22 protein-coding genes and 2 tRNA genes are annotated in these 25,668 nt (G+C 38.1%); 18 read left to right on the top strand and 6 right to left on the bottom strand.

Annotation, left to right across the window (positions count from 1 at the left end):
* Entirely contained in the window at window positions 1–378 is a 378-nt protein-coding gene (locus BUA72_RS23730) for a rhodanese-like domain-containing protein (RefSeq protein ID WP_072925748.1), read from the top strand.
* A gap of 61 nt (window positions 379–439) precedes the next feature.
* Window positions 440–739: a thioredoxin family protein gene (locus BUA72_RS23735; RefSeq protein WP_034726850.1), complete on the top strand. Its 300-nt coding sequence runs from the start codon at window positions 440–442 to the stop codon at window positions 737–739.
* 60 nt (window positions 740–799) lie between these two features.
* On the opposite strand, the gene BUA72_RS23740 is transcribed toward BUA72_RS23735, so the two are convergent.
* Entirely contained in the window at window positions 800–1,552 is a 753-nt protein-coding gene (locus BUA72_RS23740) for a nitrilase-related carbon-nitrogen hydrolase (protein ID WP_072925751.1), read from the bottom strand.
* Window positions 1,553–1,657: 105 nt separating this feature from the next.
* On the opposite strand from BUA72_RS23740, the gene BUA72_RS23745 reads away from it, so the two are divergent.
* The 7 genes from BUA72_RS23745 to BUA72_RS23775 all read left to right on the top strand — a co-directional run bounded on the left by BUA72_RS23745 (window position 1,658) and on the right by BUA72_RS23775 (window position 11,766).
* Complete coding sequence (locus tag BUA72_RS23745) at window positions 1,658–2,098, top strand: DUF6646 family protein (protein WP_072925753.1); 441 nt, start codon at window positions 1,658–1,660, stop codon at window positions 2,096–2,098.
* A gap of 103 nt (window positions 2,099–2,201) precedes the next feature.
* On the top strand, window positions 2,202–3,683 hold the full coding sequence (gene rseP, locus BUA72_RS23750; protein ID WP_072925756.1) for an RIP metalloprotease RseP: 1,482 nt from the start codon (window positions 2,202–2,204) through the stop codon (window positions 3,681–3,683).
* A gap of 81 nt (window positions 3,684–3,764) precedes the next feature.
* A tRNA-Asn gene (locus BUA72_RS23755) sits at window positions 3,765–3,841 on the top strand.
* 116 nt (window positions 3,842–3,957) lie between these two features.
* Window positions 3,958–7,128, top strand: a complete 3,171-nt coding sequence (locus BUA72_RS23760) for a S41 family peptidase (RefSeq protein WP_072925758.1) — start codon at window positions 3,958–3,960, stop codon at window positions 7,126–7,128.
* Between the two features lie 136 nt (window positions 7,129–7,264).
* Window positions 7,265–7,984 (top strand): AAA family ATPase, encoded by a 720-nt coding sequence (locus tag BUA72_RS23765; RefSeq protein WP_072925760.1) that lies wholly within the window; start codon window positions 7,265–7,267, stop codon window positions 7,982–7,984.
* Between the two features lie 136 nt (window positions 7,985–8,120).
* Window positions 8,121–8,197 (top strand) — tRNA-Asn (locus tag BUA72_RS23770).
* Window positions 8,198–9,237: 1,040 nt separating this feature from the next.
* Entirely contained in the window at window positions 9,238–11,766 is a 2,529-nt protein-coding gene (locus BUA72_RS23775) for a DUF5686 family protein (RefSeq protein WP_228407941.1), read from the top strand.
* A gap of 430 nt (window positions 11,767–12,196) precedes the next feature.
* On the opposite strand, the gene BUA72_RS24870 is transcribed toward BUA72_RS23775, so the two are convergent.
* The 4 genes from BUA72_RS24870 to rplU form a co-directional block, all read right to left on the bottom strand.
* A complete protein-coding gene (locus tag BUA72_RS24870) occupies window positions 12,197–12,364 on the bottom strand; it encodes a bacteriocin-like protein (RefSeq protein WP_165571884.1) in 168 nt (55 codons plus the stop codon).
* Window positions 12,365–12,406: 42 nt separating this feature from the next.
* The gene (locus BUA72_RS24580; RefSeq protein ID WP_175548932.1) at window positions 12,407–12,571 is read right to left on the bottom strand and encodes a bacteriocin-like protein; all 165 of its coding nucleotides are present in this window, start codon (window positions 12,569–12,571) and stop codon (window positions 12,407–12,409) included.
* A 200-nt stretch (window positions 12,572–12,771) separates the two neighbouring features.
* Window positions 12,772–13,029, bottom strand: a complete 258-nt coding sequence (rpmA, locus tag BUA72_RS23780; protein WP_034726841.1) for a 50S ribosomal protein L27 — start codon at window positions 13,027–13,029, stop codon at window positions 12,772–12,774.
* Window positions 13,030–13,041: 12 nt separating this feature from the next.
* A complete protein-coding gene (gene rplU / locus BUA72_RS23785) occupies window positions 13,042–13,617 on the bottom strand; it encodes a 50S ribosomal protein L21 (RefSeq protein WP_072925762.1) in 576 nt (191 codons plus the stop codon).
* 373 nt (window positions 13,618–13,990) lie between these two features.
* Between rplU and BUA72_RS23790 the strand changes: the two genes are divergently transcribed.
* From BUA72_RS23790 to BUA72_RS23825, 8 genes are all read left to right on the top strand, one after another.
* A complete protein-coding gene (locus BUA72_RS23790) occupies window positions 13,991–14,878 on the top strand; it encodes a neutral zinc metallopeptidase (RefSeq protein WP_072925764.1) in 888 nt (295 codons plus the stop codon).
* Between the two features lie 116 nt (window positions 14,879–14,994).
* The gene (locus tag BUA72_RS23795; RefSeq protein ID WP_072925766.1) at window positions 14,995–16,083 is read left to right on the top strand and encodes an acyltransferase family protein; all 1,089 of its coding nucleotides are present in this window, start codon (window positions 14,995–14,997) and stop codon (window positions 16,081–16,083) included.
* 75 nt (window positions 16,084–16,158) lie between these two features.
* Entirely contained in the window at window positions 16,159–16,737 is a 579-nt protein-coding gene (locus tag BUA72_RS23800) for a MiaE family protein (protein ID WP_034726838.1), read from the top strand.
* Window positions 16,738–16,760: 23 nt separating this feature from the next.
* A complete protein-coding gene (locus BUA72_RS23805; RefSeq protein ID WP_034726837.1) occupies window positions 16,761–17,378 on the top strand; it encodes a DUF502 domain-containing protein in 618 nt (205 codons plus the stop codon).
* Window positions 17,379–17,469: 91 nt separating this feature from the next.
* The gene (locus tag BUA72_RS23810; protein ID WP_047452799.1) at window positions 17,470–18,846 is read left to right on the top strand and encodes a tryptophanase; all 1,377 of its coding nucleotides are present in this window, start codon (window positions 17,470–17,472) and stop codon (window positions 18,844–18,846) included.
* Between the two features lie 243 nt (window positions 18,847–19,089).
* Window positions 19,090–20,169 carry an FAD-dependent monooxygenase gene (locus tag BUA72_RS23815; RefSeq protein ID WP_072925767.1) on the top strand — a complete coding sequence of 360 codons (1,080 nt, stop codon included), beginning with the start codon at window positions 19,090–19,092 and terminating at the stop codon, window positions 20,167–20,169.
* Window positions 20,170–20,174: 5 nt separating this feature from the next.
* Entirely contained in the window at window positions 20,175–21,332 is a 1,158-nt protein-coding gene (locus BUA72_RS23820; protein ID WP_072925769.1) for a pyridoxal phosphate-dependent aminotransferase, read from the top strand.
* Between the two features lie 162 nt (window positions 21,333–21,494).
* Window positions 21,495–23,927, top strand: coding sequence for a TonB-dependent receptor plug domain-containing protein (locus BUA72_RS23825; protein WP_072925770.1), 2,433 nt, complete (start codon window positions 21,495–21,497; stop codon window positions 23,925–23,927).
* A 45-nt stretch (window positions 23,928–23,972) separates the two neighbouring features.
* Here BUA72_RS23825 and BUA72_RS23830 read toward each other — a convergent pair whose 3' ends face one another.
* Entirely contained in the window at window positions 23,973–25,190 is a 1,218-nt protein-coding gene (locus tag BUA72_RS23830; RefSeq protein WP_072925772.1) for a PQQ-dependent sugar dehydrogenase, read from the bottom strand.
* A gap of 106 nt (window positions 25,191–25,296) precedes the next feature.
* On the opposite strand from BUA72_RS23830, the gene BUA72_RS23835 reads away from it, so the two are divergent.
* Entirely contained in the window at window positions 25,297–25,668 is a 372-nt protein-coding gene (locus BUA72_RS23835) for a BlaI/MecI/CopY family transcriptional regulator (protein ID WP_072925775.1), read from the top strand.

Below are 25,668 nucleotides of genomic sequence, written 5' to 3' on the forward strand. Positions count from 1 at the left end.
ATGCTGAAAGGAAGAATCTTCGGATATATTCTGATTTCCGCTTTAGCGTTAACAGCCTGTAAAACAACAGCTACGGCTGACTATTCAAAAGCAGACATCAAACAAATTGTTAACAGTTCTGATGTCACGTTGGTAGATGTAAGAATTCCGGAACAGTATGAAGCAGGAACCGCTAAAGGTGCTGTCAACATTCCTTTAGCTGAAATACAGAACAATATCGGTTCGCTGAAAGGCAAAAAGGTAGTTGTTTTCTGCAATAAAGGAATTCAGGCTGACCAGGCAATGGAAATCTTAAAGAAAAACGGTGTGGAAGCTTACGACGGCACCAGCTGGAAAAATGTAAAAGCTATTCAGGACGAAGCAACATCCGGAAAATAAAGTATAATGAGCCATCAGGATTGATCTTATGAAGCCTGATGGTTTACAAAAAACCATAACTATGTCACAAAAATTTCAGGAAATCATCAATTCGGAAAGACCGGTACTTATTGACTTTTTTGCCACGTGGTGTCAGCCATGTAAAGTACAGTCATCCGTTTTAAATACCGTAAAGGAAAATATAGGCGAAGGAGCCAGAATCATCAAAGTAGATGTGGACCAATATCCGGCTTTGGCAGCTCAGTACGGAGTGAGAGGTGTTCCTACCCTTGCGGTCTTCAAAAATGGTGAACTCTTATGGAAAGAAAGCGGTGTCCACGATGTGAATTCACTTACGGAACTGCTTAAACAATATGCTTAATTAGGCTGAGGCTAAGGTTTAGGCTCCTATTAAAGTCTAAACCTCAGTCTCAATCTACTCCTATAATTCTATTGAAAACCGGTCTCTGTCGTTCAGAAACTGGAAATGCTGCCTGAAATCTTTTAATTCTTCCATATTCAGCTCTGCAGAGATGATATTTCCGTTCTTTTGAGAAATTTCTGTTCCATCGGCAAAAAAGCAGTGTGAACTTTCCTGATAAAAAAGATCATTCCCGTCTGTTCCAATTCTATTTAAACCAAAAACAAAAGACAGGTTCTCTATTGCTCTTGCTTTTAAAAGATGCTCCCAGGCTCCTACTCTTTTTTCAGGCCAGTTGGCAATATATAAGATGGCGTCATAATCGTCATTATTTCTTGCAAAAACAGGAAAACGAAGATCATAGCACACCTGCAACAGGATTCTGAATCCTTTATAATTCACAATCATTCTTTTATATCCCGGGCTATACACTTTATCTTCTCCCGAAAATGAAAACAGGTGTCTTTTATCGTAGAAAAAACTTTCAGAATCAGGTTGCACAAAGTACATTCTGTTGTAAAAATGTCCACCTTGTTCTACAGGTGCACTCCCACAGAAGGCTGCATTTTTTTCTTTTGCCATTTTCTTCAGAAACTCCAGAGACTCTTCATTTCGGTCCGAAACTTCAGCCGCATCCATACAAAAACCGGTAGAGAACATTTCAGGAAGCAGGAAAATATCAGCCTCTACTTCTTTAAAATGTTCTTCGATCAGTTGAAAATTTTTGTCTTTATTTTTCCAGACAATATCTAAATTAAGTCCTGCTATTCTCATAAACTTTGTTAAATAACTTCAATAAAAATACGATTTTCCAATGATTTCGGTTCTATTTTTGATGAGGATATTTTTCATTATTATCATTTAATAAAAGTAAAGTTTATGAAGAAATTGTTTTTTGTGTTGATGATCGCTTTTTTTGGAACTGCAGCCAACGCTCAGGCTTATACAGGAAAAGGTGACCAGAAAATTCAGCTCGGACTGAGTGCATGGGGGTATGGAACAGGAGTTACGGGAACTTATGACTATGGGTTGAACAAGCTTATATCGGTAGGTGCGGGGCTTAATGCGTATTTTGGTGACTATAAAGATAATGACAAAGACAACCGTGTTTTTGTATTCGGGAGACTGAATTTCCACCTTCAGGAAGCGCTTGATCTGCCTTCCAAATGGGACATCTATCCGGGTGTAGATGTAGGAGTGCTAGGTAAGGATTTTGGAATCGGGGCGCACATTGGAGCCCGTTACTTTTTCACAGAGAAAGTGGGCGTTTTTGCAGAAGTAGGCAACAACGGCAGTATCGGTGTTTCTTTCAATCTGTAATATCGGCTAAATATATGACAAAGCTTCTCATTTAGAGGGGCTTTTTTATTTGGCATAGTTTTGATAATTGTTACCTTTGCAAATTAAAATCTAAAATTTATTAATGGAATTAGCAATCAAGATTTTCCAGTTCATACTAAGTATTTCTATTTTAGTGGTTCTTCATGAGCTTGGACACTTTTTACCGGCAAAATGGTTTAAGACCAGAGCTGAGAAATTCTTCCTGTTTTTCGATCCATGGATTTCGATCTTTTCAATGAAGAAGATCAACGGAAAATGGCAGTATAAATTTCTTTCCAAGAACCTTCCGGACACAGAAACTATCGTGGTAGACGGAAAAGAGAAAGAAGTTCCTATCGATATATCAAAACTTCCTGACAACGACTGGAGAAAACATCCGGAGCAGACGAAATACGGAATCGGATGGCTTCCTTTCGGTGGTTACGTAAAAATCGCCGGAATGATTGACGAAAGTATGGACACCGAGCAGATGAAGAAACCTGCAGAGCCATGGGAATTCAGATCAAAACCGGCCTGGCAGAGACTGATCATTATGCTTGGAGGGGTTACGGTTAACTTTTTCCTGGCGTGGATTATTTTCGGATGTCTTTCGTATTTCAACGGGGAAACCTCTTTTGACACCACAAGAGTTGAGGCACCGATGCATTATACCAGTATTGCAAAAGCAATGGGCTTTGAGGATGGTGATAAGATCTTAAAAGTAGACGGAAAAGTTCAGAACAACCTGGATAAGTTGTCTTTAGATATTTTACTAAGTGATCAGGTAACGGTTTTAAGAAAAGGTCAGGATGTTACTTTTAACACGAATGACGATGGAAAAGCACTTGCTTTCAAAGACGAAAACCCAAGAGCATTCCTTACGCCGAGATATGCACCGGTAATTGACACCATCGTGAATCCTAAAACGGCTGAGGCAGGTTTAAAAATAGGAGATCAGGTGGCTTCGGTAAACGGTCAGAAAATCAGTTATTATGACGAGCTGCAAGGTGTTGTTGTAAAAAATGCCGGGAAAACTATTAATATGGAGGTAATAAGAGCTGGCGCAGTGCAGCCTTTAAGCCTTGAAGTTTCTAAGGAAGGTACTTTAGGGATCGCTTCTTATAAGCAGCTTCAAAAATATGCTAATACGCAGCATTTCACTTTCGTGGAGTCTATCGGAAGAGGATTTACGAGAAGTATCGAAAGTTTGACGTATCAGGTGAAGCAATTTAAACTGGTATTCAACAAAAAAGTTCAGGGATATAAGAAAGTGGGAGGTCCTTTAGCGATCATCAAAAATATGCCGGTAGAGAAGTCGAAAGACGGATCGGTATCGGTGAACTGGAGCATGTTCTGGAGTTTTACCGCGATGTTCTCTGTATGGTTGGCATTCCTTAACCTGATTCCTATCCCGGGTCTTGACGGTGGTCACGTATTATTTACGCTATGGGAAGTGATTACGGGGAAACCTGTACCTCAGAAAGTCTTGGAAAACGCACAAATGATCGGGGTTATCTTCCTGTTAGGATTGATGGTACTGATCTTCGGAAGCGACATTTTCAAAGCAGTGACCGGCAGTTTATAATTTTTTTGAAATTTTTTCTAAAAAATATTTGTAAGGTATAAATATTCGTCCTATATTTGCACCACTTAAAACAAAGGACATTCCTCCTTAGCTCAGTTGGTTAGAGCATCTGACTGTTAATCAGAGGGTCGCTGGTTCGAGCCCAGCAGGAGGAGCCAAAAAGACTTACAGAAATGTAGGTCTTTTTTTTGCTTTAAACTTTTCAGATTTGATAAATCAATTATATATTAGCCATAAATTAATCTATAATCGGGTATAAATATCAAATTGCTTCATGAAAAAACTTTATATTTCATTATTAACAGCCTTTTCTATCATCCAGATTTCAGCACAGGAAAAATCTTACTTTTTATCAAGCCCTTCACTTAGCCCCGACGGAAATACAGCCTACTTCGCTTATGACGGAGACATTTGGAAAGTAGATTCTAATGGCGGAAATGCTTCAAGAATTACAGCTTTAGACGGAGAAGAAATCAATCCGCGTATTTCTCCCGACGGAAAATGGCTGGCATTCAGTTCCAATCAATATGGCAACTATGATGTTTATGTAATGCCTGTAGAAGGCGGAACGATTAAACAACTCACCTTCCATACCGGAAAAGATGAAATAGAAAACTGGGGATGGGACAGCAAAACACTTTATTTTACTTCGAACAGGAATAATAATTTTGGAAGTTTTAAAACAACCATTGAAGGAAAAACTCCACAAAAGCTTTTCAACAATTACTTTAATAACACCAGTGGGCTCGCTGAAACCCCTGCAGGAGAATATCTTTTCACCAACTCTTCGGAAGCTGCCAATCAGACACACCGCAAGCGTTACAAGGGAGAAAACAACCCTGATATCCTAGGGTACAACCCACAGAGCAGCGCTTTCAAACAATACACGAATTACGAAGGGAAAGATTTCAACCCAAGCGTCGATAAAAATGGCGTCATTTATTTTATCTCTGATGAGAATAACAATGAATACAACCTTTATCAAATTGAAAACGGCAAAAAGATACCACTGACTCAATTTGACTCTTCTATAAAAAAACCTTCTGTTTCCGCAAACGGATCCAAAGTCATATTCGAAAAGGATTATCAGCTCTATATGTATGACGTTGCCACAAAAAGCACAAAAGCTCTTAACGTAAGTCTTAACACCAATAAAACACTGGAAAAAGAGCAAAATTTCGGTGTGGAAAATAACATTTCCTATTACGATGTTTCACCGGATGGTAAAAAGATGGCTTTTGTAAGCCGAGGCGTTCTGTTCGTTTCTGATATTGAAGGAAAATTCACTCAGCAAATTTCCAATGGAAAGGAACGTGTCATGGAAGTGAAATGGCTGAAAGACAATCGTACCCTACTTTTCAACCAGACGGATAAAGGCTATCAGAACTGGTTCAGTATTGCTGCGGACGCAAAGGGTCAACCCAAACAATTAACCCATGATTTACGCAACAATCGCAGCATTACCCTTAATCATGATCTTTCAAAAGCGGTTTATCTAAGCGGTCGTGATGAAGTAAGAATAATGGATCTGAAAAGCTTCAACTCTACAACGATTGTAAAAGATGAAATCTGGGCTTTCCAAAATTCAAGACCGTCTTTTTCTCCTAACAGCGAATATGTATTATTCTCCGCAAAAAGGAATTTCGAGCTGGATATTTTTATTTATAACATCAAAAAAAAACAGACCATAAACCTTACCAATACCGGCGTTTCGGAGGAAGACCCTTTCTGGTCTCCTAATGGTAAATATATTTATTTCAGCAGCGACAGAACCAATCCATCCTACCCTTTAGGCATGCAAAAATCCAACATTTACCGCATGGCACTGGACTGGTTTGATGAACCTTATAAATCTGAGAAATTCGACAAGCTTTTCATTGAAGAGAAAAAAGGCAAAAAATTCTCCGATACAGCTAAAGACGATAAAGATAAAAAAGACGAAGGCAAAGAGAAAAAGAAAGAGAAAGAACCCGTTATAAAGGAACTCAAAGTCAATCCGGAAAATACGCTGGAAAGGATAGAATTGGTTACCGATAGATACGGATATCAGGACGATCCTATCGTTTTTGCTGATGACAAGAAAGAGATTCTATTGTTTAATTCTAATCAGGATAATGGAAAAAAGCAACTGTTCAAAAAAGTTTTTACTGATTTTGAGCCTGCAAAATCTGAAAAAGTCTTCGATAAGGAAGCTTCCAATATCACCCGGATTGAAAAAAATCTTTTTGCTTTAATAGAAGGGAATATTTACAAAATGACCCTTGAAGCATTAAAGCCGGAAAAAATTAATATTCAATATACTTTTGATAAGGATCTGGCATCCGAATTCATCCAAATGTATGATGAAGCCTGGACGGGAGTTGAAGAAAATTTCTATGATGAAAACTTTCACGGTATCAACTGGAAAGCAAAGAAGGAACAGTATGCCAAATATCTCCCGTATGTAAACAACAGAAACGATCTGCGAATTTTATTGAATGATCTTTTGGGTGAACTTAATTCTTCACACACCGGGTTTTCTTCATCCGGAAAAGAGGAAACCAGATATCTAAACTATTTTACAAACGAAACCGGAATCATATTTAAAACAGATCAGCCTTATACTGTAGAAAGTATTGTCCGAAAATCTCCGGCATTCCGAACGGATGTTGATATCAAGCCCGGAGATCAGCTTATTGCCGTGAACGGAAAAAAAATTGATTCCAGTGAAAACCGTGAATCCTATTTTACAAGTCCGAAAAAACAGGATGAGCTTATTCTTACTTTCAGCCGTAATGGGAAAAATGTAACAACAAAAGTACATCCGATTGCCAATACAGATCTAAAAGGACTGCTTTATGATGACTGGATATTCAACAACCGCCAACGCGTGAATAAGCTTAGCGACAACCGTATTGCGTATTCTTACATGAAAAACATGACCACTGACGAACTGGATCGCTTTCTTCTGGACATGGTTGAACAGGAAAACAGAAAAGATGCCGTCATCCTTGACCTACGATACAACACCGGCGGAAATGTTCATGATAAAGTATTGAATTTCCTGGCTCAGAAGCCTTATCTGCAATGGAAATACCGTGAAGGAAAAATGACGACACAACCCAACTTTGCTCCTGCCGGAAAACCTGTCGTTTTGTTGATTAACGAAGCCTCATTAAGCGACGCTGAATTGACCGCAGCCGGTTTTAAAGCATTGAAACTAGGGAAAATCATCGGCCAGGACACCTATCGATGGATCATCTTCACTTCGGGAAAAAGCCTGGTGGATGGCTCTTATTACAGACTGCCTTCGTGGGGAACCTACACCCTTGATGGGCAGAATCTTGAAAAAACAGGGGTAAAACCGGATATTTACATTAAAAACACCTTCATAGACCGCCAAAAAGACAATGATCCTCAACTGGAACGGGCTGTTCAGGAAATACTGAAAGACTTAAAGAAATAGAAACCTAGGAATCAGGTTGTGGATTGCACAGACCGTAAATGAGATTCTATAAAAAAATAGAGGCTGTCTTTTGAACAGCCTCTATTTTTTTGCATATATTTTGCATGATAAAAAATCATTTAATCAAATAAACATCATGCCTTATCTGTCCAGGATTTATTTAAAAGACGAACATCCTAAAGATTATCCTTTTAATCTTCCTTTTCTGAGCAACGGCTTAGATCTGAAACTTAAAAGCAATGTCACCTTCTTTGTGGGAGAAAACGGAATTGGCAAATCCACTCTGATGGAGGCTATTGCAGAAAAGTGTGACTTTAATGCAGCGGGAGGCAGCCGGAACCACCGGTATGATTTCCACAAAACCGAATCCGGCCTGTCCGATTATCTTACTCTTTCCTGGAAAACCAAGACCGCTCAGGGATTTTTCATGAGAGCCGAGAGTTTTTTCAACTTCGCCACCTATATTGATGAAGTCGCTAAGGAAGATGCAAGAGTTCTGGACGCCTATGGAGGCAAATCTCTGCATCAACAATCGCATGGCGAGGCATTCCTGTCATTATTCCACAATCACTTCCAGAATGGGCTTTATATTCTTGACGAGCCTGAGTCAGCACTTTCGCCCCAAAGACAGCTTTCATTATTATCTATCATTCACAAACTGGAGAAGGCCGGAAAAGCTCAATTCATTATTTCAACCCATTCACCGATTCTGATGTGTTATCCCGGCTCAGAAATTTATTTATTAGATGATCAAATTCAATCGATCCATTACAAAGAAACCGAGCATTATCAACTAACAAAGAATTTTTTAGAATCTCCGGAGCACTATTTCCGGCATTTATTTGAAGATTATTAGAGTTAAATAAAAAAGAGTTGAAATATTTCTAACTGAAATTCAACATTTTTGGTTAAAATTGACGGTAAATTGGGGATAAAATTTGCCTGATATTAATATTCCTTTTATATTTGCAGCACCTTAAACAGAGGAAAATTCCTCCTTAGCTCAGTTGGTTAGAGCATCTGACTGTTAATCAGAGGGTCGCTGGTTCGAGCCCAGCAGGAGGAGCCAAAAGACTTACAGAAATGTAGGTCTTTTTTTATGCCCTGAATTCAAACAACCGATCATTATTAAGGATCAATTTCAAAACTTAGGGAGCAGGCTTTTTTAAACATTAAGAAATTAAGATCTTAAGCGATGGGCGCTTAAAGAACTTAAAAAAAATCAATTTATTGATTTCTTCATTCATAACAATAAGCATACTTCTTAAATCCTTAATGTTTAAATTAAGAAATAAACTAAAGTTTATTGAGGTTAAAGAAATTAAGGTCAATTTTAAACAGATTGTAATTATTTTACTTCCCAAGTTTTGAGATTAATCTATCATTAACGAGTCTCAAAAATTGAAACGTAAACGAAAATTTACTGCTCTCGTTGATTATACGAAAGCATAAATCTGCATCATCTGATTAATCCGTGTGAGATATTTAATCCTCCCACTCTTTTCATGAGAATCAATAAAATTAATTTCTTCATAGCTTCCTTTATAAACCTGCTGTAAAAACATCCCCATTTTTATACTTTTCCACAAAACAGCAAAAACGTTAGTTATTTCTTCTTATTTACAACAACTAGGAAATCCACAATCCAAGACCCATATTTGTGGAAAAAGATTTCATAACAAAATAATCAGCTGAAAATAAAACAATTACCATTGTTGATAACCTGTGGAAAAACTATTAAGAAGATATGAGTACATTATGAAGAACACTTTATAAACTTGTGGACAAATTGTGAATAGCGTGTCAGAAACCTGTGAAAAGCCCATTAATAAGTGAATTTAAAGTGTAAAGAAACTGTGGAAAACGATGTGAGTAGTAAAAATCAAGTCTATCAGTTAATCCTCATTTTTACCTTTTTTGTATTACGCTTTACGGGTGCTTATTTTGTTATGAAATGCATTCCTATTAAGTAATTAAAGATCACAATCTTTTACTGTTATTTTCGTTACATTTGTAGTTTTGTGATTTTTCATAGAAAACGTTAAAAAATATGATCTTTTTTAAATAAACAGCACGCTTTTTGTTTGTGCTAATTGCCTGAAGAACCAAATGATGTTAAATAACAACTCTAAATATTATAACCTTTTTTTCCTGCTTTTTATATCCACTCTTACGTATGCCCAAAACACAGCAAACGGTAGAATTACAGATGCGAAAACGAACAAGGAAATTACGGGTGTAGATATATTTATCAATGACCATACTGAACCTCTCCTGAAGACCACTTTGGGAAGTTTTACAGTTCAATCCGACAGTCTTATTACTAAACTAAAATTTTCGAAAAAGAACTATTCCTCAGAAACAGTTACAGTTACTCCGGAAAATGCTCAAAATATTTTCGTGAAGCTTTCACAGGAAAAGGTAAGCAGCATTGATGAAATTGTAATCCATAACGAAAAACCTAAATATAAAAATAAGAAGGAAAACCCTGCTTACGCGATTATGCAGGAGGTGTGGAAAAGAAAAAGGAATAACGGGTTAGAGAAATTTGACACGTATACTTACAAAGAATACGAAAAGATTCAGTTTGACGCCAATAATCTGGACAGTGCTTTCATGAGCAAGAAGATTTTTAATAAACTGGATTTCATTTTTGAGTACGCAGATTCTACAGCGAGTGGGAAAATAGGACTTCCCATTTTCCTGAATGAATCGATTTATGAAAACTTTGGAGAAAACAAACCCGGAAAAAAGACCAAAAGATTACTGGTCGCTCAGAAAACCTCAGGATTTCAGGACAATCAGGTGATCACTATTACCGCCAAGAACCTTTACAGGGATATTAATATTTACGACAATACCTTAAATTATTTTGACATCGGGTTTCCGAGTCCTGTTGGCTCGAACGGTTTCAGCACTTACGATTATAATTTAACGGACACCATCTCCATCCACGGGGAAAATGCTTATAAAATCAGATACCAGCCAAAAAGAAAAGAGGTTCTGGCTTTCCAAGGCTATCTTTATATAGACACAGACAGTTATGCGGTTTTGGGCGCGACTTTAAAATCCACACAGAAAATCAATGTCAACTTTATCAACAGTATTTCCACAGAGCTGGAATATGACAACCCGGACGAAAATACATTCCTTCCTAAAAAATTTATCACCGAAATAGAACTTACTCCTTTTGCAAAAAAGAGAACCTCGAAAAGTATTATTGCAAAACGATCGGTAGACTATTCACAATATGAATTCAACAAACCTATCGACGATAAAACATTTAACCGAAAAGCAGAAGAATACGACGCAAAATTCGTGGATAAAGATGATGCGTATTGGGTAAAAGCAAGACCGGACTCATTATCCAAAGCTGAGCAGGGAGTTTATGAGATGCTTGACAGACTTCAGCAGACTCCAAAATTCAACCGTATTGTTAAACTGTACGAAACGCTAGCATCGGGATATTACAACGCATTTAAAGGCATTGACATCGGTCCTATCTTTTCAATTTACGGTAAGAACGAAGTAGAAGGTGACAGAATAAGATTGGGAGCAAGAACTTATTTCGGGCAAAATGATCCCTGGAGAGTTCAGTTTTATACTGCCTACGGATTCAAGGATCAGCAGGTCAAATACGGCGCTGAAGCACGCTATATGTTTAACAGAGTCAACAGATTCATGATCGGAGCAGGAACCAAAAGAGATATTGAGCAGTTAGGAGTACAGCTTACTACTGATGACGGAATTATGGCGCGTACTTTTGCCTCTTCTACTCTTTTTGCAAGAGGAGAAAATGCTTCTTTAAGCTCGATTAATAAGACCAATATTTTCGCTTCCATTGAACCATGGAAAAACTTCCAGGTAAGAGTGGACGGAACTTTACAGAGCATCAAATCTGCCAATCCTGAGAAATTCAGCCTGATGTATTTCCGTGATGGTGATTTACGTAAAACACTTAATGACTCTCACGTCACCCTTAGTTTAATCGCAAGACCAGGTGCTAAATTCTCACAAACCGGAGTAGACCGCTACGAGCATGGCACATTGGCACCAACTATCATATTGAAATATACGCGTGGAATTGAAGGCCTTTTTAATGGAGACTTTAATTATAACAGACTTCAGTTTATGTTCTATAAACCTGTACTGATCGGAAGCTGGGGGAAAACCCTTGTAAGTTTTGAGGCAGGAAAAACTTTTGATACCGTTCCACTGGGACTTCAGAACGTGATTCCAGGAAACCAGTCTTATAGCCTCGCACAGAATACTTTTGCACAGCTTAATTACTATGAATTTGTAGCCGATACGTACACAACGCTTCATCTTGAGCACCATTTCAACGGAAAGATCCTATCATATATCCCATTGATCAAAAAACTGAAGCTGAGAGAAATTGCATTTATCAGAAGTGCCTACGGAACGCTGAGCGATGCTTCTAAAGCCATCAATGTAGATGGATTTAAATATTCCGCGCCAAGCGAACAGATCTATTTTGAATACGGATTCGGAATTGAAAACATTGGAATCGGAAACCTTAGGATATTCAGGGTAGATTTTAACTGGAGAGGAAATTACCTTGACAGACCGGATATCTCCACATTTGGAGTAAAAGCCGGATTCCAGGTAGGATTTTAAAATATAAAATGGGCTGTTTCACTTGTGAGACAGCCCATTTATTTTGGTATCAACTATATTTATCTATTAAAAAACGCTTCATGATAGAAGCTTTATTATTAGGATATTTTAGCAAACTTCGCAAAAATCAATAACCATATTCATACATTTTCTCTTTTGCTGATCAGTCCACTGGCACCATTCTGCACACCATGTTGCCGGAACAGGACAATCTGAACCACGTCCCCCATTAATGTTTTTTTAAATCTCTTTTTGCTAATTTTCTTAAGTTTTTCATAGGATATTGTTTTAATTTACTGTTTAGTTTTATTCGTGATTTTCAGATAAAAAATTCACTACCATTAAATATTGGCGAAATATTTTACCATCAGACATATAAAAGATCTCCAGCTAAAACTGGAGACCTCCTTTTTCAATAACTTTATTTATGTTAACATCCGCATGGATCTGGATCCATAACCATGTTAGGACATCTAAGTCTCTGCTGCGGCGTCCAAGAGCACCATTCTCCGCAGGTAGTTGCAGGCGGCGGACAAGCTAAAGCACCTCCTTCTATTGTTCTCAATTGTTTTTTAGATAATTTTCTCAGATTTTTCATAATAGTTTTGTTTTAAATTGGTTGTGATTTTTTGAAAAAGAATTAGCAGTCACAAGGCATATCAAGCACAGCATTTAAGCAATGCGCCTTTTGCCATGCGCTCCATGAGCACCACTCTGAGCACCAGCTGGCCATAGGAGGACATCTTTCTGCACCTCCGTTGATGTCTTTTAGATTCTTCTTCGTCAATTTTTTCAAATTTTTCATAGTAATTTGTTTTAATTTGTTGGCCTACTCTATACGCTTTTCGGCATCCGCAAATGATTTGTTATTTGATAGTTAACAAATATATAAATATTTCACAATAATTGGAATATTAACGAAAATATTTTTACATTCGGCACATATGGACATAAAAAAACCTCAGCAAATGCCGAGGTTTAGTTTTTTATAAAACGCTTAAATGATTATGCGTTCGCTTCTACAGATACGAAAGATCTGTTGTTTGCTTTCTTTCTGAAAACTACTTTACCGTCTACTAGTGCAAACAAAGTATGGTCTTTACCCATTCCCACGTTTTCACCTGGGTGGTGCTGAGTACCTCTTTGTCTGATAATAATATTTCCGGCAATAGCTTCTTGTCCACCGAAAATCTTCACACCTAATCTCTTAGAGTGAGACTCTCTACCGTTCTTGGAACTACCGACTCCTTTCTTGTGTGCCATTTTATTACTGGATTATTTGTTAAGTGCTTTAAATGTATCAATATTCTTAACGATAGCAGCATCTACTTCTTCGTGAGTAAGAATAGTTTTTTCTAATTCAACTTTAACTGCTTTACCTAAAGTAATTAAAGTTTCTCTGTTTTCTTTAGACTGAGACAAGTTGTTTTTCTTCAAGTGATAGTTCAGCTCGTGATCTTCACTAAAGTTAACAGTTGCGTTGTCTGAAAGAACTTCAGCTTTCACAGTTTCTTTTTTAGCAGCTTTCTTAGAACCTCCTTCAAAACCAGTGATACCAGTGATTTTAATTTGAGTTAAAGATTGTCTGTGACCGTTCTTAACTTGGTAACCTTTTCTTCTTTTCTTCTTGAAAACGATTACTTTATCAGCTTTTACGTGGTCTAGGATCTCTGCATCTACAGTGATTCCGCTTACAGCTGGGGCGCCAACAGTGATTGAACCGTTTACAGTAAGAAGAATTTTATCAAAAGAAACTTTGTCTCCTTTTTCTCCTTTTAAACGGTTTACAAACAACTTCTGGTCTTGCTCAACTTTATATTGAAGCCCTGCTATTTCTACAATTGCAAACATTGTTTATAAATTTTTAGTTATTTCGAGGTGCAAATATATGAATAAATTTCTAAATAGCTTGCAATCAGATCTGTATTTTTTAATAAAAACAATTTACTGTCTTTTGAAAAATTTCCTCCACTAAAATATTCATTGGCAGACAGACCCTTAAAAGGTTCTTACTTTCTACAAACAGTTCATAACCACTAGTTACTTTAACACATAAACAAAAATTAATTAATAATTTTCTACACAATAATCTAATTAAGTTTATTTTTTTTATCAAAAGCATGATGAAAATACAAATTCACTATGGTTTGAATAATTTTTCACATCAAAGTACTGATAATTAAAAGATAATTTTATACCTTCGTTATCACCAAAAATATTTTATATGAAAAGAAACTTCAAATTCTGCCTGTTGGCGGGAGCCATTGCCGCTTTCTCACTGTCAGCGTGCCGTGATGACAAAATGGAGGAATCTATTCTTCCTGAATCTCAATCTGCAAGCGCCAAGCTTGAACAACCGGGAGACCTCGAAAAGAGTTGCTCCTACGTAGACCAATACTGGAGCTCATCTGCAGTTCTTAAAACGACTCTCTCAAATTCTACAGACACAAACTTCATGAATGCTCAAATGACTAAGATTGCAAGTCTTTGGGGAAGAAGTAATCCAACGCTTCGTTTTGTAGATGATCCATCCAATTTCAATTCCACTTACAATGCAATCTCGTATTCTACAGGGAAAATTTATTACGGTTATGCCATCTATGCTGATGCCAAAAACAAAGGCGGAGATATTGTTAATGCCATGATTCTTGCTCACGAATACGGCCACCAACTACAGTACATCTTTAATCTTCCTACCGTAAATGAATCCACCGCAAGACCGAACGAACTGGAAGCAGACGGTTTCGCAGGATATTACTTAAGAAGACCAAACGGGTACAATAAAACAAATTTTGCAGAAATTGCTGCTGCATATGAATTCGCACAGAGCATCGGAGATTACCAGACTACGAGCGCCAACCACCACGGAACTCCTCCACAAAGAAGATCTGCGGTACGTTTAGGCTTCCTTTTGGGACAGTATGATCTTAATGCTGCCAATTTCGATTATAACTTCTTCTATTATTATCAAGGTGTATTAAACGGAACATATAAAATGGGCAAAAACTCTGTAAATCCAGAGATCGATGCTTATATGAGCCAGTACATGGATGAACTTAGAAAAATCCAGACCGGAGAAATTTCCGCAGAAGAATTTAAGCAGCTTAAATAATAAACATTCATTTTTAGCATATTTAACAAAGGAGGCAGGCAGCGATGTCCTGTCTCTTTTATTTTTATGAATAAATCTCCTAAAGTTTATTTACTTTTGAACCATATCCTACAACAATGAACAGAGACCTCTACATTGATTTTGCCAAGGGAATGGCAACACTTTCCATCATATTCATCCATACCGCTTTCTGGTCGGGACAGTTTTATATTCCTACGGAGATCAGAGTCTTTTCTCTGGTATTTGATGTCGCTCTTTTTTATGCTTTAAGCGGAATCACTTCCGGATCGAATGTAGAAAAAACATTCTACAGGCTTTTAAAACTTCAGATCACTTATATGATATTTGTGACCTTCCTGTTCTTTATGGATTACTTTTTCAAGGTTTTCGGATTAACATTCTTTTCCCTGGAATGGCTTCAGAACTTCTATTCAACCTTCGGATCAAAATATGCCACGACCGGCGTTTCTGATATCCCTCAATGGCAAAACCTTGGAAACTGGTACTTACACCAATACACCAACGCGGATACTTTCCCGGTAGTCATGGGAAGTTTCTGGTATCTAAAAGTCTATTTTATTCTGGCTGTTTTTGGAGTTTTGATCTTAAGATTCTTTCCAAAACATGTCGACTGGTTCATAGGACTGTGCATCGCTCTCACTTTACTATTCAATATTTTTCCGGAAATATATCCGGCTGGCCAGGTAGGCTATGTCGCTTTTTACCTTGCTATCTTTTTAATTGCCAACAGAATGCGGGGGAAACAAATTCCGGTTAAAATGATTCCTGTATTATATGCTATCGTTGCTGCAGCTTTGATCTGGATGTTCTGGTATTACGGAAGTGAAATATTTTACAAAATCAACAAAAATAAATTTCCACCAAAAATTCCTTATATTATTTGGTCATTATTCTCTCTGACCACCTTATTTGTTCTTTACAACAGATTAAAAATCACAAAAGAAAACTTCGTCACCCATATCGGGAAGAATGCCATCTTTTTTTACTTTGCCCAAGGAATAAGTTCATCGCTGGTGTATTTCATTGTCGTTGCCTTAAAGGAAAATATGCCCTGGTGGATGCTGATGATTTTCATTTATATCATTAATATTATTCTTGCTTTCATCATCGCTGCAGGATTGAAAAAAGTGGACGATTTCGGATGGAAAATTTTAGAGTTTTTAAGGCAAAAAACGGCTTCTTAACAGTTTAACAGCCAATTTGAAATAAAATAATCTTTATTATCGCAATTTATTTTAATTTTACAAAAAATTCAAAACATGTTTAAGTTGAAACTTCCTACCGATCCAAGGTGGGCAAATATTGCAGAAGGAAACATAGGAGAAATTTTAACGGATCATGCGTGGTGCGAGCAGAAAGCCACAACCAATGCCATCAGTTTAATCAATATGCTCCCAGAACACCCGGAAATCGTCACGGAACTGATTGCCATTGCGCAGGAAGAGCTTGACCATTTCAGCCAGGTGCACGAAATTATCAAGAAGAGAGGATATGTTTTCGGAAAAGCAAGAAAAGATGATTACGTCAATGAGCTGGCTAAATTTGTTGTTCAGGGAAGCAGAGAAGACTTAATTGTTGACAAACTCCTTTTTGCTGCCATGATTGAAGCAAGAAGCTGTGAAAGATTCAAAGTGCTTACGGAGAACATCAAAGACGAAGAACTTAAAACTTTTTATAAAGAACTCATGATCTCGGAAGCCAATCATTATACCACTTTTATTGGTTTCGCAAGACAGCTGGGCGACATCGAAAAGGTAAACAAGCGTTGGGAAGAATGGTTGGAATACGAGGCTAAAATCATTCAATCTTACGGAAACAAAGAAACCATTCACGGCTAAAATAAAAAAGTAAAAAATCCACGTTGAAAAAACCGACCTTCGAAAATATTGCCAATTTTTTCCTGAAAAATTTCTTTCAGGGACTGGTTATTATTGGTCCCATCGGGCTTACCATTTTTGTGATCTGGTATATTGTAAGTGCTATTGACAATATCATTCCATCCGTCGCAAAGGAAATCCCGGGTCTGGTTTTCGTTTCAACCATCCTGATGACTGCGATCCTGGGCTATCTGGGAAATAAATTCGTAGTCGGAAGGTTCTTTTTTGACACCATGGACAGCCTGCTGGAGAAAACTCCGGGGGTGAAACATATATATACGCCTACAAAAGACGTCATGTCTTCATTTGTAGGAGACAAAAAGAAATTCAACGATCCTGTCTGGGTAAAAACCAATGAAAATCCGGAAATCTGGAGAATCGGGTTTCTTACCCAAAAAGAGATGTCGGACGTTGACAAGCACAATTACGTTGCGGTATATCTGCCCCATTCCTACGCTATTTCAGGATGGGTAATTGTTACTGAAGAAAAAAACATCAAACCTGTAGTGGGAATGACTGCGGCTTCTGCCATGAAGTTTGCCGTAAGCGGCGGTGTAGCCGGGTTCCATTCTGACGACAATATATTTAAAGCTCCGGAGTAATTTCTTCTGCTCCATTTAAATATACATTGATGAATTTGAAATTTTTTCAAACAAATTTTCTTTAAAAACAATCCAAAAAATATTTTAACGCATGAAATTACCGTACGCGGAACCATTCCGTATCAAAATGGTGGAGGAAATCCGCCAGTCTACAAGAGAGGAAAGAGAGCAGTGGCTTAAAGAAGCCAATTACAATCTTTTCAACCTGAAATCATCACAGGTGTTCATTGATCTTCTTACCGATTCAGGAACAGGTGCTATGTCCGACAGACAGTGGGGCGCATTGATGACCGGAGATGAAAGCTACGCAGGATCCCGTTCTTTCGAACAGCTTCAGAATACCGTTGAAAAAATCACCGGATTTAAATATTTATTGCCAACTCACCAGGGAAGAGCTGCAGAAAACGTTCTTTTCTCAGTTTTGGTAAAGGAAGGTAATGTAGTTCCAGGAAACTCTCATTTCGATACTACAAAAGGCCACATCGAGTTCAGAAAAGCACATGCTGTGGACTGCACCATCGACGAAGCTTTTGACATCAATGATCTTCATCCGTTTAAAGGAAATATCAATCTTGAAAAACTGGAAGAGATTTATAAAAGTCACCCAAAAGAAAACATTCCTTTCTGCTTAATCACCATTACCTGTAATTCTTCAGGAGGACAGCCTGTTTCTCTAGAGAATATGAAAGCGGTAAGAGAACTTTCCAACCGTTATGGAATTCCAGTTTTCTTTGACTCTGCAAGATTCGCTGAAAATGCTTATTTCATCAAAAAAAGAGAAAAAGGCCAGGAAAACAGAAGCATCAAGGAAATCTGTAAAGAAATCTTCTCATACGGAGACGGAATGACGATGAGTTCTAAGAAAGACGGATTGGTAAACATCGGAGGATTTATTGCTTTAAACAGCGAGGAAACCTTCAGAAAAGCATCTAATTTCACGATTATCTACGAAGGTTTCATCACATACGGTGGTATGGCCGGCAGAGATATGGCTGCATTATCGGTTGGACTTGACGAGGCTACAGAATTCGCTTACCTTGAAAGCAGAATTTCTCAGGTAGAATACCTTGGAAACAAACTGATCGAGTATGGAATTCCGGTTCAGAAACCGATCGGAGGACATGCTGTTTTCATCGACTCTCTGAATTTCCTTCCCAATGTATCCAGAGCGGAATATCCTGCACAGACTTTAGGACTTGAGATCTATAAGGAAGCCGGAATCAGAACGGTAGAGATCGGGACTTTACTGGCCGACAGAGATCCTGAAACCAGAGAAAACCGTTATCCGAAACTGGAACTGGTACGTCTTGCCATTCCAAGAAGAACCTACACGAACAATCACATGGATTATATCGCTGCGGGAATCAAAAACGTTTATGAAAGACGTGATGAAATCTCCAAGGGATACAAAATTACCTGGGAACCAGATTTACTACGACATTTCACAGTACAACTTGAAGAAGCATAAAACAAAACCGGGATTTATTTCCCGGTTTTTTGATGTATTTAGTTTGGTTAAAAATATCTTAGTCGCTCTTTTTCAGAAACATAGGAAACTTTATATGTTTCGTTTTATTGTCAAACAGTTTTAAATCATATTCAATTATTTTTTTCAATTAATGAGTGTTTTTAATTTACATTTGCACTTATCAAAATAATAGTTTACATGATGTAAGCTAAAACACTAACTGAAAAAATCCACTATTCCGAAATGAACAAAATTGCTGTCGTGGGCGCCGGCATCTCCGGCTTAAGCATAGCGAATTACTTAGAAAAACACCAACTGGATTACCACATTTATGAGAGAAGAAAAAAAGATGATCTTACAGGCCACGGCTTTCTCCTTCCCAAGGAGGGAATAGAATATCTTTCACAGATTGTTGATCCTTCTGAGCTTTTCAAACAGGGTAATTTTTTAAAGAAATACATCCGGTATTCACACAAAGGGAAAATACTGGCAGAAAAAGATCTTCATGACGTTTTCGTTATATCAAGAAGTTCTTTGATCAACATCCTTGCCCGGAATATTCCTCCTGAAAAAATCACCTATGAGGAAACGGTTACTCCTTGTACGACTCAAAAAGGAAAGCTGAAAAAGCAGGACGGAACTTATATTGATTCTGACCTGGCAATTGTTTCAGATGGTTCCAAAAGCCGTATCAGAAGAGAAATTTTCAAGGATGAAACAATGAATACCGTTCAGGAAAACGAAATCGTCAATATCATTCACTGCAAAGATATTGCGGCCCGTTTAGAGAGTAATTTTATGAAGTACCATCATGAAGACGGAGGATTAACATTCGGCATTCTGAAGCTTTCTGAAGATACAGTCTTATGGTACTCCCAGCTTGATAACCAAAAATACAAGATCAGTGAAAAGTCTTCTGTTGAGAGCCTTAAAAATTATATGTTTGACATTTTTGAAGACTGGGATCCCATGGTTTCTTCCATTGTAAAAGGATCAAATTATGAAAACGTACATTTATGGCGGGTTTATGAGTTGGAAACACTTAATCCTTTTTACAAAGACAATATTGTTTTCATCGGTGACGCAGCCCATCCGCTCATCCCTTTTACAAGCCAGGGCGTTACCTCAGCATTAAAGGATTCTTTTACCCTTACCCAATATTTAACATCAGAAGAAAACATCACTGATGCTTTCAGAAAATATGAAGCTGAAAGAAAGCCGGAAATAGAAATCCACATCAGAAACGGAAGAATTCTGCTGGACCAGTTTCTAAAACCCCTTGACCAGCAAACCGAAAATATTTTACCCATATCATATAAATAGAGACCATGTTTAGCAATAACGATATCAATTTTGACGCATTAAAAAGAAAAGCCTACAACGGAAGATGGGCAGCTATAGAAGAAGGCATTATCCCGCTTACGGCAGCAGATCCCGACTTCAGGACCGCTCCGGAAATCGAGCAGGGAATCATAGAATACATCAAAGACGGCTACCTCAGCTATGGACCTTTTTCAGGGCTTCCTGAGTTCAAAAAAAATGTGGCAGAACATTTTAATACAGATAAGCACGGCAGTTTTTCACCCGAAAATATCCTTGCCATCAACAGTGCGGCTCAGGGAATGTTCCTGATTGCATCCTATGTTTTAAAACCGGGAGATGAAGCCATTATTTTAGATCCCGTAGATTTTCTGTTCAAAAGATCCGTGGAAGCAGCCGGCGGAACGGTGAAATTATGTCCTGTAGATCACACAACAGGAGCTATTGATTTCGAGAAAATGGTTCAGCTGATCAATCCGAAAACCAAACTGATCAGCATTTGCAATCCGCACAATCCATTAGGGAAAGTATATTCGAAAGAAGTCCTGAAAAAGATTTCTGAAATTGCTTCGGCCCATGATCTTTGGGTGATGAGTGATGAAATATGGAGTGATATTATTTACGACAATAAAGATTTCCACACCTATTCATCCGTTTCGGAGGAGGCGAAGAAGAAAAGTTTTACGGTGTATGGCTTTTCGAAATCATTTGGAATTGCAGGCTTGAGAATCGGGGCTGTTTTGTGTAATGATCAGGATATTTTGGATGATTTTACAGAGAAATCAAATTTCAATTCGACCATAGAAGGAGTTTCTACCCTGTCACAGATTGCAGCAAGTGTCGCTTTGGAAAGAGCAAAGCCATGGTACAAAGAATTTCTGAGTCATTTGCAGAGCAATAGAAATCTCGCCTTCGATATTCTGAAACGTTCAGAGATTTTAAGCCCGAACTTACCGGAAGCCACTTTTGTCCTGTTTCCTAAGATCAAAAACAATCTGACCAGTGATGAATTCACCCAACATGTCCTGCAGCACGGAAAAGTAGCCGTTGTTCCCGGTTCCGAACGATGGTTTGGAAAAGGGGCGGAAGGTCATATCCGGATTTGTTTTTCCACTTCTCAGGAAATTTTGGAAGAAGGTCTCGATCGAATTATTAAAAGCTTTTAAGGTTAATAAAATTCTTTATTTTCAATTAAATAATTAATATTTTTCTTAAATTAAACAAAATCAACGTTCATTTAAATAATTCATACACAATACTTCATTTTCACATTGATTTGAGAATAAATTTCAATATTTTTGAAACAATCACCAAATCCGATATGAAATATGAAAATAATATACACAAGTGTTCTTTTTTTAGGGTCTGTATCGATGTTTTATTCGCAAAACACCAATGATACTATTTCCAAAGAATCCAGAATAGACGAGATTTCCGTTACCGGAAGCCGGAATAAAAAAAGAACCGTTACCAACACTCCTGTTCCTGTTGACGTTATTGACATTAAGCAAGTAAGCCAGTCAACGGGGCAGATAGAGGTAAACCAACTTCTTCAGTTCAGCGCACCTTCATTTAACTCCAATAAACAGTCGGGGTCAGATGGAGCTGATGCGGTAGATCCCGCCACTCTTCGTGGACTTGGACCGGATCAGACACTTCTTTTACTCAATGGAAAAAGATACCATCAATCTTCACTGATCAATCTCTTCGGGACAAAAGGCCGGGGAAATACCGGATCAGACATGAACACAATCCCCATCGGTGCGATAAAAAGAATTGAAGTTCTCCGCGACGGAGCTTCGGCTCAATATGGCTCTGATGCGATTGCCGGGGTCATCAACGTTATTCTTAATGATCGGAATCATGGCTTTGAAGGGAATGCTTTTTACGGAATGAACCTGTTTAAAAGCCCGGGAGATAAAGATGTCGTATCTGAGCGTAAAATAGACGGAACCACCTTCAATTTCAATGGAAACCTGGGAACGAAAATCGGGAACAAAGGAGGCTTTGGAAATTTCACGGTGGAATTTGTCAATAAAGAACGCACCATACGAAATGCCAACCCGGAAAAATATTCGTCTCCAAGAGAAAAGTTCGGAGATGCGAAGTCCCAGAATATTTATTTCTTCGGAAACGTAGAACTTCCATTATCTGACGGTTTGAAGTTTTATTCCCGTCAAGGATTTTCTCACAGAAAGACCAATGCTTATGCGTGGACAAGATCAGCAGATGCAGACGGAAACATTCCGGAAGTTTACCCAAATGGATTCAACCCGATGCAGAACACCAGCATTACAGATTTTACTTTTGACAATGGACTTAAATTTAAAGTTGCTGACTGGGATGTAGATTTTTACAATGCTTTCGGGAGCAATAGATTTACTTATGACATTGACAATACCATCAATGCTACTTTAGGAATACAATCACCGAGAGGTTTTAATGCCGGAGGTCACTCTCTTCTGCAGAATACAACAGGATTTAATGCTTCCAAACCGTTTAAAGTACTGGAAGGATTAAACGTGGCCTTCGGATCTGAATTCAGGTATGAACAGTTTGAAATCATTAAAGGAGAAGAAGCGTCTTACGCGATGTATGATATCAATGGAAATATTGTAACGCCCAATACGCCTCAAGGTTTGCTCGTTACTAATCCGATTTCGGGAGATGTGCGTCCAGGCGGCTCACAGGGTTTCCCAGGTTATTCGCAGGCAGTCGATAAAAACAGGAATAATTTTGCCGCTTATGTAGACACAGAGCTTGACATCACTAAAAAATGGATGATCAGTGTAGCCGGAAGGTTTGAAAACTACAGTGATTTCGGCAGTACACTGAATGGGAAATTTGCCACACGATATGCTTTCACACCCCAGTTTGCTTTCAGGGGTTCGGTTTCAACGGGATTCAGAGCACCATCCCTAGCACAGAAATATTACAGCCTTCAGTTTACCAACTTCCAGGGAGGAAATCTGGTGACTATTCAATTGGCTTCCAATGACAGCGATCTGGCAAAAACTGTGGGAATTCCACAGCTAAAACAGGAAACCTCTTTAAACGGAAGTGCCGGATTTACTTTTAATACCGGAAAATTTACCGCAACTATAGATGGCTATTACATCAAAGTAAAAGACAGAATTGTACTGACCGGTAACTTTTCACAGGACGATGATGCGATAGGCGGAATTCTGGCTGAAAACCATATCGATCAGGCGCAGTTCTTCACCAATGCTATTGACACCAGAACGAAGGGAGTAGATGTTATTTTAAGCTACAATGAAAATATTGGTTCGGGAAGACTGACCGCTACTTTAGCCGGAAACTATAATGAAATGGAGATTACCAAAGTCAATACATCTGATAAACTGCAAGGAAAAGAAGAGGTCTATCTGAGCCCAAGAGAAAGAGCATTTATCTTAGCTTCGGCTCCGAAAACAAAAATCAATCTGAATTTAAACTATAAAATTGATAAGTTCAATGCCAATCTTCAGTTAGTCAGATTTGACAAAGTAAAACTGATAGGTTATGGAGGTGCAGATGACTACCAACTTTATGGCGCAAAAGTAACTACCGATATCTCTTTCGGTTACGAGTTTTCTAAGAGTTTCAATCTAACTATTGGAAGTAAAAACTTATTTAACCGTTACCCGACTCTGCAAAAAGCTCATGTAGACGGCAACACAGAGTCCGGAGGGATTTTTGATCCGGTGCAGATGGGCTTTGCGGGAAGACAGGCTTTCGCAAGACTAAACTTTAAGTTTTAAATAAATAGTATTAAAAATCTCCAGAAATATATCTGGAGATTTTTTTTATTTTTTAGAAATCTTATACAGTTTTCCACTATCGGTTACAGCGTAAAGATTACCATCCATTCCATCCAGAACATCTCTGAAACGTTCCTTCTGATCAGCAAGAAGACGTTCCTCACCTACTACTTTATTATCCTTCATCACGATTCTGTTAATGTGCTCTCCACTCAGACATCCAATGATTAGGTTTCCTTTCCATTCTTCTACGTTTCCTGTGTAAAAAGTGACTCCACTTGGAGAAATTACAGGGTCCCAGTAATAAACAGGCTGTTCTGTTCCTGCTTTTTGAGTGATTCCGCTTCCTACTTTGGCTCCGGAATATTCAATTCCATAGGTTACATCTCCCCAACCGTAATTCTTTCCGGGCTGTATCAGATTGATTTCATCTCCGCCTCTTGGTCCCATTTCCACGTCCCAAAGTGTTCCGTTCGGATCTATAGCCAATCCCTGTGGACTTCTTATCCCGTATGCATAGATTTCAGGTTTATATCCCTGTTTCCCAATGAAAGGATTTCCGGGAGCCGGTTTTCCGTCTTTGGTAATTTTCAATATTTTACCTAAATAATTATCTGTTTTCTGAGCGTAAACCCGGGTTTCCTTGTCTGATCTTTCGCCGGTACTTACAAATAAGTTTCCGTCCTTGTCAAAAACCAGCCTGCTTCCATAATGCTTATCTCCGTCATAGGAAGGCTCTGCACGGAAAATAACTTTTACTTCTGAAATATTTTTCAGGTCTGCTGAAAGTTTTCCTTTGGCTACCGAAGTCAGATTTCCTTCTCCAAATGGCTCTGAAAAGCTGAAATAAATGATACTGTTTAATTTAAAGTCGGGATCAAGAGCTACATCCAGCATTCCGCCCTGTCCTTTTGCATCTACTTTTGGAAATCCTTCGATTTTAGAAACCTGTTTTCCATCTGTAGAAACGACGTTCATATGACCGTTTTTATCGGTTATCAGAAACTTGCCGTCCGGAAGGTTGATGATTCCCCAAGGTCTTCCGAGATCTTTATTGAGGACTTCCACTTTATAGGCAGCTGTAGTTTTTACGGCTTTAATTCTGGTCTGTCCTTTAAAAGCCGGTTGGTAGTCAGTATTCGGTTTCTCAGTTTCCACACTGCCGTCGTTTCCTGTCTTCTGGGCGCTGGCACTGTTCTTATTACACGAAGATAAAAACAAAAACACACTGAGCGCCGGTACATAAAAATGATTGAATTTCATAGAGTTGTGATTAGTGGTTAAAAGATAAATAGAAAAATAATGCCATAAAAATTTGTGAGTATAAATTTTTATTCTACATTTGTAGAACAAATTACAACATTGTAGAATGAAAGATATAAAATTAACCGGTTCCGAGAAAAATCTTATGGAAATCCTTTGGGAAAAGAAACACACTTTCATGAAAGATATTCTTGATGCCTATCCGGAACCTAAACCTGCCGCAACTACCATCGCCACGCTGCTGAAAAGAATGCAGAACAAAGATCTGGTAGGATACAAACTGTATGGAAATTCCCGTGAATACTATCCGAAAGTAGAAAAAGGGGAATATTTCAACGAGGAAATGACCTCCATGATTGACCGTTTTTTCAACAGCTCAGTGACTCAGTTCGCTTCGTTTTTTACTTCCAATGCAAAATTCAGTCAAAAGCAGCTGAAAGAACTCCGTGATATTATAGACGAACAGATAAAAGAATAA

Source organism: Chryseobacterium sp. OV279, from assembly GCF_900128945.1.
Lineage (GTDB): Bacteria > Bacteroidota > Bacteroidia > Flavobacteriales > Weeksellaceae > Chryseobacterium.